Raw genomic sequence first — 12,654 nt, forward strand, 5'->3', positions numbered from 1 at the left:
TTGATCGGGCCGGCAGGCCCGGTCGTCCCACCCGCTCGCCCCTGAAGTGGGCGCTTTGCGGGTCGGGTAGGATAGTCCCCGAAAGCCTGGTGCGAAAGCGCCAGGCTTTTTTCTTGCACGCGGCAACCGGACGCCGTCCGGATCCCGCTCGAATGTCGGTGTCATGACCGGGCGATGTCGCTCAAACGGGCGATGAAATCCGCCATGCGGACGTTCGAGGGGGGTGAAGAGGGCGACTGGTTGCGTCTTCAAACAGGCGGGTGGTCAGGACTGGCTGATAATCGCCGGCCCCGGCTAGCCGGAACCTGGTTTTTTACTGGAAGCATTGATGAACAAGAGTGAACTGATCGAAGGCATCGCCACCAAGGCTGGCGTGACCCGTGCCGTGGCCGCGACCGCCCTGGACGCGACCCTGGAAACCATCACCGAAGCGCTGGCCTCCGGCGACCAGATCGCCCTGGTGGGCTTCGGCACCTTCAAGGTGAGCGACCGCGCCGCCCGCACCGGCAAGAACCCCGCCACCGGCGAAGCGCTGGACATCCCGGCCTCCAAGGTCGCGAAGTTCACCGCCGGCAAGGCGCTGAAGGATGCGGTGAACAAGTAAGCCTCCCGGCTTCTTTCACTGGGCGACGCCCGCTCCTGCAACAGCAGGGCGGGCGTTGTCGTTTGTGGGCGGGATCGGATGCGGGACTTCCGGCATGGGGGCAGGTGTTGCCCTTTCTGCCCAAGAGGTTGCGATTCCACCCGTACGTCTGCATCCCTGCGATGGACAAGGCAAGGGAAAGCGAGGACTTGTCGTCTCTGAACGCCCCGTAGTGACAGAGGGTCATAGCAACTGACACGACAACGCCGTGGCAGAGAGTTTCTTCCAATTGCTCAAGCCGACAGTTTGGGAGCCGGCTCAGTGCGGCGGCGCAGGCAAGCGGCCTAGCAACCCGGCGCGGCCGTCCGTCCAACGTAGGGCGACACCTTCGCCGGATTCGGGGTGCACGCCGCTGAGCGCGGTGATTGTTACCTGGTGTGTGACGACCACAAGTACGCCAGGCCCGCGCCACGCCGCCAGCAGCGCGGTGGCTTCGCGCAACTGGTCCGCCTCGCGTTCGGGCTGGCGAAAGAACGAGCCCAAGGCCGGCTGTTCGAGCACCGGCAAACCTGGAAAGGCTAACCGGGCTGTATCCAACGTTCGGCACCAGGGCGATGCCCAAACGGCGGAGACACGCAACTCGCCAAGCTTCTGACGCAGCGCCTCACCCAGACGCCGCGCTTGATCGCGTCCCGCGTCGCTGAGATTGCGTTGCGTGGCGCAGTCGCCGAGCTTGAAGCCCTGCGGATCGCCGCCCCCTGGCGCCAGCGCATGGCGGTAAAGCAGCACGTCGCCGTCCCGAAGGTCCAGCGCCCAAGCGGGCGCGAGCCACAGGCAAAGAAGGCAGGCTAGGCAAAACTTCATAGCGGTCCCTGGTCACGCACGTCAGGACGGGGCGGTGCCGTCTGCCGTTCCTGGCAGCTTATGCGCACTCCGGGGCCTGGCGAGGGAATTTTCTACCGGGGCGTAAGGCGTGGCCCCCCTCGCGTGCCATGGCACCGCCGCCGCACACTGAAGCAAGTACAGCGGGCCGGAGTTCGTCAGCCTGGCGATTCTGGAATGGATCGCGGGCGCGGGCATCTCGACCGTGCTCAACGACCCGGGCAAGCCCTGGCAGAACGGCGCCGACGAGAGCTTCAACGGCAAGTTCCGCGACGAGTGCCTGTCCGTCGAGTGGTTCCGTTCGCGCCGCGAGGCCAAGGTCGTCATCGAGTCCAACGACGAGGGCGTGACAAGGCGCAGAAGCGCTCCATGCGCGGGGCTGTCTGTCAGCAACTTGCCGACAGGCGGTGACGCCATCCCCCGCTGGTGAGACGCGGACCGGGTCGGAACAATCAGCCCAGATCCTTGCTCTCCCCGTTCGCGGAGCCGCCCCATGACACATCACGCCGAGATCCCGTTGCCGCCGAAGATGGAACGACCGGCCCTCGAGGCCGCGCTTCGTCAGGCCGTCGGGACCGGGGCGCTGTCCCTCCATTACCAGCCCCAGGTCTCGGCACTCACCGGGCGGATCGAAAGCGTCGAGGCGCTCGTGCGCTGGAAGCATCCCCAACTGGGCAGCATCTTGCCCGAGAGCTTCCTCCCGATCGCCGAAGAAACGGGCCTGATCGTGCCGTTGGGATGCTGGGTGTTGCGTCAGGCCTTCGATCAGTTACTCGGCTGGCGACGCGCGGGGCTGCCCGCGATCGGCCTGTCGATCAACCTGTCGCCGGCCCAGTTCCGCGATCCCGAGCTGCTGTTCGAGATCGAGGCTCTGCTGGTGCGCACCGGCGTCGACCCGCAGTTGCTGGTGCTCGAGATCACCGAAAGCCTCCTGATGCCGGACACCGCGGGCACGGTCGACAAGCTGACGGCGCTCAAGGCGCTCGGCGTGCGGCTGGCGGTGGACGACTTCGGCACGGGCTGCCTGTCCGTGTCTCAGCTGCGAGGCTTCCCGGTCGATGCCCTCAAGATCGACCGCAGCTTCGTGCGCGGCATCGCCGACTACCCCGAGGATCGCGCGTTCGCCCAGGCCATCGTGCAGATGGCCCGCAAGCTGCGGCTCCAGGTAGTCGCCGAAGGCGTGGAGACGGACGCGCAGGAGCGCGCGCTGGGCGCGCTGGGGTGCGACCTGCTGCAAGGTTTCCTGTTCAGCCCGGCCGTGCCGGCGGCCGAGCTCGAGTCGATGCTGCGGCGCGAATCCGATCGCGGGGAGTGTTGCGCCCAGGCCGTGGCCACGCTGACCGGCCTGGAAGTCAAGTTCGCCGCGACGAGTTTCTGACGAAGCGGGCCGGGGCACGGGCGCGAGCGGCGTGCCGCGACGCCTGGCCGATCCGGCTCAGCCTTCGCGGAAGAACTTCAACGCCGCCAGGTCCGGGAACGCCGTCGGCCGCTTCGCCTGCGCGGCCGCGAACGCCTCCATCAGGTTCTTGTTCTGCCAGATCGCCGCCTGCAGCCAACCCATCTGCTGGAGGCTGTCCTTGACGCCGTGGTCGCGCGCGTAGTGGAGGGCCTGCTTGCTGCCCCAGATCGCCACCGGCGGCTTCTGCGCGATCTCGCGCGCGCATTGCAGCGCGGCGTCGACGCACTCGGCCTGCGTCGCGAAGACGTCGTTGACCAGCCCCACCGCCTGCGCCCGCGCCGCCGGCATGCGGCGGCCGGTGTAGGCCAGTTCCTTGACCACGCCCAGCGGCACCAGCTTCGGCAGGCGCTGCAGCGTGCCCAGGTCGGCCACCATGCCGATGTTGATTTCCTGGATGCAGAAGAACGCGCCGGTCTCCGCATAGCGGATGTCGCAGGCCGCGACCAGGTCCACCGCGCCGCCGATGCAGCCCCCCTGGATCGCCGCGATCGTCGGCACGCGCAGCTCGTCGAGCTGGTTGAAGGCCCGCTGCATGTCGGCCAGCAGGTCGACGATCGCCGCGCGGCCTTCGGCGCTGCGGTCGTCGAGCTGGATGCCGCCGTTCTGGAACACCTCCAGCGACATCCCCGCGCTGAAGTGCTTGCCCGTCGACGAGATCACCAGCGCCCGCAGCGTCGGACTGCGGTGCAACTGCGCCAGCACCGTTTCCAGCTCGCGCCACAGCTGCGGCGACATCGTGTTCATCGCGTCCGGCCGGTTCAGCACCAGATGGCCGACGCCGGCTTCTTCGGTCAGGGTGAGGCAGTCCATTCGAGTCTCCTTCGGTCGTCCCTGTCTTGGAGCAGGGAATCGGACCATGCTAGCGGGAGACCGCCGGACGCCGCGTCAAGGACGCGACGCCCGATCCCGATTGGAGAGGGCTCTCAGGCGCCGACCAGTTCTTCGGCCGGGCCGAAGAACTCGTAGCGCAGCTGCGTCGCCGGGATGCCCAGCGAGCGGCCGGCCCGGTAGACCGCCTGCATGAAGGGCTTGGGGCCGAGCAGGTAGAGGTCGACGTCGCGATCCTCCGGCAGGTGGCGCGCCAGCAGCGCATCGGTGACGTAGCCGACCTCGTGCGGCTCGTCGCCGTCGCGCGGGGCGTCGTAGACGTACGTCGCCTCGACGTTGTCATGCGCCGCGGCGAGCACATCCACCCGCTCCCGGAACGCATGCACGCCACCGTGCCGCGCCGCGTGGATGAAGCGGATCGGGCGCCCGCTGGCCGCCGCCGATTCCAGCATCGACATCGCCGGCGTGATGCCCACGCCGCCCGTCACCAGCACCAGCGGCCGCGTCGCCGCGGCGTCGAGCGTGAACTCGCCGGCCGGCGCCTGCACGTCGAGGCGGCTGCCGACCTCGGCCGTGTCGTGCATCCAGTTGGACACCAGCCCGCCGTCCTCGCGCTTGATGCTGACGCGGTACCAGGGCTTGCCCGGCGCATCCGACAGCGAGTAGTTCCGGCGCACCGTCCGTCCGTCGATGTCCAGCACCAGGGTCAGGTATTGCCCAGGGTGGAAAGGCGGCAGCGGCTGGCCGTCGACCGGCTCCAGGTAGAACGAGGTGATCAGCTCGCTCTCCCGCTCCTTGCGCGCGACGACCATCGCGCGTTGCCCCCGCCAGCCGCCCGGCAGCGCGGCCGTGGCGGCGTACACCTGCTCCTCGGCGTCGATCAGCAGCTGCGCGAGGGCGCCGTAGGCCTCGGCCCAGGCGGCGATGATCTCGTCGGTCGCGACCTCCGCGCCCAGGACCTCGCGGATGGCCGCGAGCAGGCACGCGCCGACGATCGGGTAATGCGCCGGCTGCACGCCCAGCGCCACATGCTTCTGGATGATGCGAGGGAGGGCCGGCGCGATTTCGTGCACGCGGTCGATGTGGCTCGCGTAGGCCAGCACCGCGCCGGCCAGGGCGCGCGCCTGCGTGCCTTCGGCCTGGTGCGCCTCGTTGAAGAAGGCTTTCAGTTCGGGGTGCTCGGTCAGCATCGCGCGGTAGAAGTGCCGCGTGATGTCCTCGCCGCGCGACTTCAGCAGCGGCACCGTGGCCTGGATCAGGGCGATGGTCTGGGGCTTGAACATGAGCTTCTGGACTCCGGAGTCGTTGAGGGTGCTTTCCTCATTTCACGATCCGTGCCAGCGCTGACGACTTCAAAAATCATTCGCAACTTATTGATTTTCCATACCTACCATTTTATTGATGGACAGGAAAGGTCTAAATGACCGAGTATCGGAAGCAGTCCAACTGACAACGAACAGGTCGCAGTGACACCAGATTCCCGCTACCGCCAGCTGCTCGCCGCCGTGCGCGGCCTCGTGCGATGCGATGCCGCCGCGTTGCTGCGGCTGCTGCCCGGCGAAGGCGCGCCAGTGCTGCAGCCGGTGGCTGTGGACGGGCTCGCGGAGGAGGCGCTCGGTCGGCGCTTCCCGGTGGCGGCGCATCCCCGTCTGGCGCGTCTGCTGGACAGCGGGCAGGGGCTGCGCTTTCCGTCCGACGCGGGCCTGCCCGATCCCTATGACGGGCTGCTGGAACATCAGCAGGAACTCGAGGCGGTGCACGACTGCATGGGCGCGCCCGTGCGCGTCCAGGGCCGGATCTGGGGCCTCGTGACCCTGGATGCGATGGATCCGCGCGCCTTCGACGGCGTCGACGACGGCCGGTTGCAAGGCATCGTCCGGCTGCTCGAGGCCGGCATCGCCGCCGAGGAGACCATCGCCGAGCTCGCCCGCCGGGCCGAGCAGGAACAGGCGCTCGCGCGGGCCGCCTCACGCGGCGGATCGCGCGAGCTGCTCGGCCGCAGCGCGGCGATGGCCCGCCTCCGCGAGGAGATCGACACCGTCGCCGGCTCGGATCTCACGGTGCTCATCCTCGGCGAGACCGGCGTGGGCAAGGAACTCGTCGCGGAGCGCCTGCACGCGCGCTCGCCGCGGCGCGATCGACCGCTGGTGCAGATCAATTGCGCGGCGCTGCCGGAGACGCTGGCGGACAGCGAGCTCTTCGGCCACAAGCGCGGCGCCTTCACGGGCGCGGTCGCCGATCGCAGCGGGAAATTCGAGTTGGCCGACGGCGGCACGCTGCTGCTCGACGAGGTCGGCGAGCTGCCGCTGCCGGTCCAGGCCAAGCTGCTGCGCGTGCTGCAGAGCGGCGACATACAGCGGCCCGGCAGCGACCAGGTCCGCAAGGTGGACGTGCGCGTGATCGCCGCCACCAACCGCGACCTGCGCGCGGAGGTCGCGCGCGGCCGCTTCCGCGCCGACCTCTACCACCGGCTGTCGGTCTATCCGTTGCACGTGCCGCCGCTGCGTGAACGCGGCCGCGACGTGCTGGCGCTCTCCGGCGGCTTCCTGGAAGAGAACCAGCATCGACTCGGCGCCCGCAATTTGCGGCTGTCGCCGGCGGCCTCACAGGCGCTGCTCGGTCACGATTGGCCAGGCAACGTGCGCGAGCTGGAACACCTGATCAGCCGCGCCGCGCTGCGCGCGTTGTCATCGAGCGGCCGGGGAGGGCGGTGGATCGCGATCGAGCCGGAACACCTGGGACTGGAGACGGGTGTCATCGGCGCGGCGACGGGCTTGGCGCCTCCGACGATGGCCGCCGCGCGCTCGCTCAGCGACCGCGTCGAGGCCCGCCGGGATCCGGGCGCGGAACTCGACACCGGGCGGGACACCGGGCGGGAGATCGGACGCGACACCCATCGCGACACGGGGCTCGGCGCTGCGCGCGACGTCGGTCCGGGGCTTCGTGAGGCGACCGAGCGTTTCCAGCGCGGATGGATCGAGGACGCGCTGCGACGACACGACGGCGCATGGGCGGCCGCCGCGCGCGAGGCGGGCATGGACCGCAGTAACTTCCTGCGCCTGGTGAAGCGCCTCGGCTTGAAGAGCCGGGACTGAGCCGGAACTGAGCGCCGGGGCGAGGCGGCGTCGCCGCGCGGCCTACAGCGATCGCAGCCACGCCAGCAGCGCTGCCCGATCCGCCGTCGGCAACCGCTCGAAACGCTGCCGCGCCTTCGCGGCCTCGCCGCCGTGCCAGAGGATGGCCTCGGTGAGGGTGCGGGCGCGCCCGTCGTGCAGGTAACCGACCGGCGTCCACTGCGCCACCTTCTCCGTGTACCCGATGCCCCACAGCGCCGGCGTGCGCCACATCGCGGCCGGCGCGCGGCCCTCCGGCAGGCTGTCCGCCAGGTCCGGGCCCATGTCGTGCAGCAGCAGGTCGGTGAACGGACGGATGGTCTGGTCGCGCAGTTCCGCAAACGGATGGGTGCTGCCGGTCTTCATCTCCGCCGTGTGGCACGCCGCGCATCTCAAGGCGTCGAACACCCTGCGGCCGGCCGCCACCTGCACCGGATCCACCCGGTGCTCCTCCATCGGCGCCACGCCTTTCGGGAAGCCGCTCGCGAGGCTGCGCTGCGCCGGGACGGCCAGCAGCTGCATGTAGTGCGTCAGCGCGGTCAGGTCGCCTTCGGTGATGCCTATCTGCGGTGGGGCCGCGCGGCAGCCCGCCGGATCCATCGAGCAACTGCGGTTGGGGAACACCGGCGAGGTCACCGCCATGTCGTTGAGCAACGCCGCCGCCACCTGATGCCGGACGCTGGCCTTGGTCGCCTTCCAGCCGAAGCGGCCCAGGCGCGTGACGCCGGTTTCGGGATCGACGCTGAAGTTGGCTTGCCCGCGCACGCCGTCGGGGTCCGGCTTCGAGCGGACGCGGGCCAGGATGTCCGCCTCCGGCACGGCCTCCAGCAGACCGACGCCGATGAGCGGCTGCGCGGCGCGCGCCGACCAGCGCTGCGGCGTGGGCCCGTCGAAGGCGAACCGCGGCTTGCGCAGCTCGACCGTCGTGCCGTCGGCCAGCGTGACGACACGGGTCTCGAAACCCGCGACCTTGACCGCGTTGCCCCCGTCCCGCGACGCGCCCGACGCCGACGCCGCATTCATCAGGATCGCCGACCCGTAGCGCGGATCCGGGCGGAGCGCGCCGTCCGCGTCCATCACCGCCACGTGGAAGGCCATCCCCTCCAGCCGCTGGCCCACCATGAACGGCGCCGGACTGCGTCCGTTGCCGGTGTGGCACTGCACGCACGAGGACGCATTGAAGCGTTGCCCGGCCAGGTTGGCGACGGCCGTCATCGGGTCGTTGCCGGACTCGTCGTGCGCCCCGGTGACGAAGCTGCTGTGGGCCGTGCGGCGCCCTTCGAGGAAGCGCTGCATGTTCTGCATGCCGATGTTGCCCGCCGGCTGCTGGAACATGCGGGCGCCCTCGTCCGAATAGTTGTACGACACGGATCCCGATCCGCCCGACAGGACGGACTCCGGCAGGGGCGCGCTGTTCAGGCGCGGCTGGACGCCGTGCCACGGGGTCAGGCCTTGCCCGACGACGTACAACCATTCGCCGGCCACGTAGCGGATGCCGCCAGCGTCGCCGCGGGCCTGCATGGCCCGCGAGGTGGTGTACATGGACGGCGCGACCTCCACCGCGTCGCCGATCTTCAGCGGACGCGCCGCCACGGTGCGACCGTCGGGGAAGCCGTCGGCGCCCAGGCCCGCATGGGCCGGGTAGCCCTTGACCAGCACCGTGCAGTGGTCCGTGCCGGGCTGGCCGTTGGCCGGATAACCCACGGGGCGGCAGATCGCACCCGATCGGTCGAGCAGCTCGCCGTTGTCCATCCACCCGTAGCCGGTCACGCCGACGCGATCGAAGGCGCGGAAGAACGCCGTGCCGCCCGGCAGGAAGTCCACCGTAGGGTTGTAGGTGTTGACCTTCAGCGTCGGCCGGGTGACTCCGGCGACGCGGCTGTCGTCGATGATCTCCAGCCCCCAGGTGCGGTTCCTGAAGGAGTTCGGCACGAAGCTCAGGGACGCGCCCCGTCCCTTGTCGACCGGCTGGCCGGCCTCGTCGACGGTCTCGTTGGGGCCCTGGCCGGCCTCGTTCCACTCCTCGCCCCGCTCGCGGCCGTGACGACCCACGGCGCGGTTGCCGAAGCGCGTCACCAGCGTGCCGTCCGGCAACGTGAACTGCAGGGTCTCGATCGGCGCCTGCGGCGCAAAGAGCGGCACGATACCGGGCAGGTGCGCAGACGCGGTCGTCGCGCCCGCCGCGGGAACGGGGAAGGGCGAGGTGATCGTCGTGTCGTCCGGCCCGGTGTCCGCGGCGATCCGGGTGCTGCTCTCGTGCCGGACGGTGCCGCCGCCGACGCAGGCGGTCAGCAAGGCGCTGCCGAGCAGGGCTCGGACGCAGGCCTTGCCCATCATGGTTGACTCCCTCCCGTGCCTGTTCGGTGCGATTGGTGGTTTGTCCCTCATTCGAGGGTCAGGCGCCGGGAGTGTCTCCGTTTTTTTTGCCGGTCGGCAAGTTTGAATGTGTGTCGAATTGATGCGCGCTCAGGCGTGGGAGACCGCCGCCGGGTCCGGGGCCTTCGGTCCGCCGACCGCGCCCAGCGCGCCGCCCCAGACGTGGTAGAGCGCCTGCAGCACAACGTACTTGAGCATCTGCGTGGTGATGTTGGCTTCCTTCTCGCTGAGGCCGTAACCCTGCCGCAGGGTCGTGGGCAGGCTGGCCACCATGGCTGTGAGGCCGCCGAAACCGGCGCTGAGGATGGCGTGCGATGTCCAGCCGACCTTGCTGGCGAAGACGTCCCCGAGCGCCTCGGGGAAGGTGTCCTTGAGGTTCTTCATGTGGGTGCCGACGCGCGCGGCGGCGCTGATGATCTGCTCGGCCGCCGGCTTGTTCAGATGGTCGAGGCAGGCGCCCAGATCGTCGCGCGCCAGGAAATGCTGGAAGCCCGCCCGCCCGGCGCTGACGTCATAGTCGTTCTGGACGGCGCGCATGACGCCCCCCGCCGCGAAGCCGAAGGCAGGATCGAGGACGCCGTCGACGGCGGCACGTTTCTCCGGCTGGCCCTTGAGCTCGTAGTTGAGCATGGGCGCGACGCGCACGACCGCGTTGCGCCCGCCGTAGCCGATGCCTGCTGCCTTCGAGTTGTCCGCGGCCAGGCTGGCCTTGGTGGGCGGATTCGCGCTCGCGAGGGGTTCGGGCAACTGCTCGCCCGGCGGGCGGGTGAAGTAGGCGTCCTTGAAGGTTCTCCCCGCAGCGGCGCCGGCGGCGACGTCCAGCATCGACAGCGCGAAGCCCATGATCGCGCCGGTGATCAGCGCGGGCACGGCGATCGGCAGGGTGGGCATCGCCTTCGCCAGGGCGCCCAGGGTCAGGTCGGCGAGCTTCAGGTTGACCGGGATCGTGCCGAGGTTGAAACCGCTGGCCGAGGTCATGCCATGCATCATGGCCGTGCCCTGGTCGCGCCACTGCACCTTCTTGAGCACGGCCACGAAATCGTCGCGGGTGTGGATGCCGCGCGATTGCAGCACCGCCGCCTGCTGCGTGGCCAGACGTTCCAGCGCGGGAATGTCCTCGGGGCCCTGGCGCATCGCGCTGAGCATGTAGGCGGCGCAGCCGGTGATGTCGCCGGGCAGCTTGTGCGCGAGCGAGTCGATGTCGATGCGCGGATTGACGTCGCGCGGGCTCGGCACGGTGGCCGCGTGCAGCGAGGCCAGGCCGCCGGGCGCGCGGGGACCGTGATCCGGCTCCGCGCGCGGCAGCGGATCGAACGCGCCCGGCATGCCGCGCGTCAGTTCGGAGATCTCGTCGCGCGGCTGTCGCGGCAGGGCGGACGAGTGTTCCGTCCCGGTGGCCGAGGAGCGCCGCTGCTCGGCGATGACCTGCGCACCGCCGGGCGCGCCGCCCGAGAGCCGCTGCGCATCGCTCGACAGCGAACTGCTGCTGAGCGTGGCGGACAGCGGCGTCATGGGGATGTGCTCGCCGCCCTGGGCGTCGGTGGATGCGCCGGGACCGCCGGTGCTGTTCCTCGAGGCGGTCCGGCTCATGACGCGGGGCGTCGACTGGCGCGGCGGCGTGGACGGCCGGGGGCGGACCGGCGCGTCCTCCGATCCGCCGTCGTGTCTGGCGGAGTCTCGCGACGCGCGACGCGCGGACAGTCCCTCGGGCAGGATGTGCTCGCTCGACGGCGGCTTGAGCTGCGGGTCGACGGCGGACGTCGCGGGCTGCGATGCGGGCAGCGAGGAAGACGAGGTCGGCGTCTGCGGCGCTGACAGCGTTTCCGCCGACGGGGGAGGGACGTTGATCGCGCGGGCGGTGGGAATGGTGCTGCTCATGACGCCTTGAATGCCGTTACATCGAGGCGGCATCGTCGGCAGTGCGCCCCCCGTCGGAGCGGCTCATCCGAACCGCTGATCGAGGATGCGAAGCGAGCTCGCGCAGCGCCGGTGCGAGCGTCGGGAAGCGATACACGAAGCCGCCCGTCTGGGCGATGTGCGCCAGGACCTCCTGCCCGTCCAGCATCAGCGTCGACATTTCGCCCGCCAGCCGGCGCAGCGGCGCCGCCGGCATGCGCATCCACGCCCGACGTCCGAAGGAGGCGGCGAGGGCCGTCGAGAACCCTGCCTGCGAACACCGGTCCGGCGCCACCGCGTTGACGGCGCCGCGCACGTCCGGACGGCGCAGCGCCCAGTCGATGAAGCCGACGGCGTCGTCCAGGTGGATCCACGGCATCGGCTGACGGCCGTCGCCCAGACGCGCGCCGAGTCCGAGGCGCGCCGCGAACGCCTGCATCGGGTAGGCGCCGTCGTGCCGGCCGAGGATCACGCCGAAGCGCAGCCGCACGACGCGCAGGCCCACGGCCTCCATGCGCATCGCCTCGTGCTCGACGGCGGCGCACAGGTCCGACTGGAACACGCCGCGCTGCGCCGGCGAGCGTTCATCACAGACCACGCCGGCCTCCGGCACGCCGTAGAAGCCCACCGCCGAGGCCGCCACCAGCACCGCCGGCGGACGCTCCAGACGGCGAGCCAGACGATGGAGCTGCTCGGTCAGGCGGGTGCGGCTCTCCAGCAGTTCGCGGCGGCGGGCGCGGGTCCAGGGGCGGCCGAGCACGCGCGCGCCGGCCAGGTGGACGAAAGCCTCGATGCGGGTTTCGGCGGCGATGTCGTCAAGCGTGCCGACCACGGCGATGTCCGCGCCGAACTGCAGGCGCGCCTGCCTCGGATCCCGCGACAGCACGATCAGCCGCCGGCCTTGCGCGCGCAGCCGCCGCACCAGCGCCTGGCCGACGAAGCCGGTCGCGCCGGTGATCAGGACCGCCGCTGCGTGGCGAGGCACCGGCGGCAAGGCCGGCTGCTCCTGCAGGGCGGCCGCCTCGCGGCCCAGGCGATGCACCGCCAGCGCGTTGCGCACGCTCCAGGCCCACACCGCGACGGCCATCGCGGTGAATAGCCACGACGTCGGGCCGCGTCCCGCGGGCGCCAGACCCGTGGGCTGCTGCCACCACTCGAGCAGGCGCGGCGCCATCAGCCCGAGGAACAGCCCGTAGCTGATCGTCAGCACTGTGTGCAGCCAGCGCTCGAAGGGCGGCAGTTGACGCGTGCGGTCTTCCTCGAGGAAGTCGGTCATCGTGATGACCACCTCCACGGCCAGCACGACGGCGACGGCCACGGCCAGCGCCCCGTGCCACGACCACCAGGCCAGGCCGAGGAAGAGCGCGCCGTAGAGCGACTCGCGTCCCGCGTGCAGCGCGAGCTCGCGCCGCGCGCCGCGCCGCTGCGGCAGCCGCGCGGCCCACTCGTGATGCCAGAGGTTGTCGAACGCGCCGAGCAGCGCCTGAAGGATGAGGACGGCGTCGAGGATGTGCATG

General features: G+C 70.5%; 9 protein-coding genes and 1 pseudogene. 4 read left to right on the forward strand and 6 right to left on the reverse strand.

The annotated features are described in order from the left end of the window. Window positions 1-328: 328 nt before the first annotated feature. Window positions 329-604: an HU family DNA-binding protein gene (locus PV762_RS07370; protein ID WP_067272237.1), complete on the forward strand. Its 276-nt coding sequence runs from the start codon at window positions 329-331 to the stop codon at window positions 602-604. 297 nt (window positions 605-901) lie between these two features. Here the strand turns inward: PV762_RS07370 and PV762_RS07375 are convergent, their stop codons facing one another. Beyond that, window positions 902-1,372, reverse strand: a complete 471-nt coding sequence (locus PV762_RS07375; protein ID WP_421034382.1) for a histidine phosphatase family protein — start codon at window positions 1,370-1,372, stop codon at window positions 902-904. A gap of 235 nt (window positions 1,373-1,607) precedes the next feature. On the opposite strand from PV762_RS07375, the pseudogene PV762_RS07380 reads away from it, so the two are divergent. Further along, window positions 1,608-1,796 (forward strand): annotated as a pseudogene (locus PV762_RS07380) (integrase core domain-containing protein); the annotation flags it as partial. A gap of 162 nt (window positions 1,797-1,958) precedes the next feature. Beyond that, window positions 1,959-2,843 (forward strand): putative bifunctional diguanylate cyclase/phosphodiesterase, encoded by an 885-nt coding sequence (locus PV762_RS07385; protein WP_421034383.1) that lies wholly within the window; start codon window positions 1,959-1,961, stop codon window positions 2,841-2,843. 57 nt (window positions 2,844-2,900) lie between these two features. Here PV762_RS07385 and PV762_RS07390 read toward each other — a convergent pair whose 3' ends face one another. Both PV762_RS07390 and hmpA read right to left on the reverse strand, forming a co-directional pair. Then, window positions 2,901-3,734 (reverse strand): enoyl-CoA hydratase-related protein, encoded by an 834-nt coding sequence (locus PV762_RS07390; protein ID WP_421034384.1) that lies wholly within the window; start codon window positions 3,732-3,734, stop codon window positions 2,901-2,903. 113 nt (window positions 3,735-3,847) lie between these two features. Then, window positions 3,848-5,035, reverse strand: coding sequence for an NO-inducible flavohemoprotein (hmpA, locus tag PV762_RS07395; RefSeq protein WP_421034385.1), 1,188 nt, complete (start codon window positions 5,033-5,035; stop codon window positions 3,848-3,850). Window positions 5,036-5,218: 183 nt separating this feature from the next. Here hmpA and norR point away from each other — a divergent pair, with 183 nt between their 5' ends. Continuing rightward, a complete protein-coding gene (norR, locus tag PV762_RS07400; RefSeq protein WP_421034386.1) occupies window positions 5,219-6,847 on the forward strand; it encodes a nitric oxide reductase transcriptional regulator NorR in 1,629 nt (542 codons plus the stop codon). A 42-nt stretch (window positions 6,848-6,889) separates the two neighbouring features. Here norR and PV762_RS07405 read toward each other — a convergent pair whose 3' ends face one another. From PV762_RS07405 to PV762_RS07415, 3 genes are all read right to left on the reverse strand, one after another. Then, window positions 6,890-9,202 carry a di-heme oxidoredictase family protein gene (locus PV762_RS07405; protein ID WP_421034387.1) on the reverse strand — a complete coding sequence of 771 codons (2,313 nt, stop codon included), beginning with the start codon at window positions 9,200-9,202 and terminating at the stop codon, window positions 6,890-6,892. Between the two features lie 129 nt (window positions 9,203-9,331). Next, window positions 9,332-11,119: a hypothetical protein gene (locus PV762_RS07410; RefSeq protein ID WP_421034389.1), complete on the reverse strand. Its 1,788-nt coding sequence runs from the start codon at window positions 11,117-11,119 to the stop codon at window positions 9,332-9,334. 16 nt (window positions 11,120-11,135) lie between these two features. Continuing rightward, on the reverse strand, window positions 11,136-12,653 hold the full coding sequence (locus PV762_RS07415; protein WP_421034390.1) for a TIGR01777 family oxidoreductase: 1,518 nt from the start codon (window positions 12,651-12,653) through the stop codon (window positions 11,136-11,138). Window position 12,654: the final 1 nt, after the last annotated feature.

The sequence above is a fragment of the Mitsuaria sp. CC2 genome (assembly GCF_048957715.1).
GTDB lineage: Bacteria > Pseudomonadota > Gammaproteobacteria > Burkholderiales > Burkholderiaceae_C > Roseateles.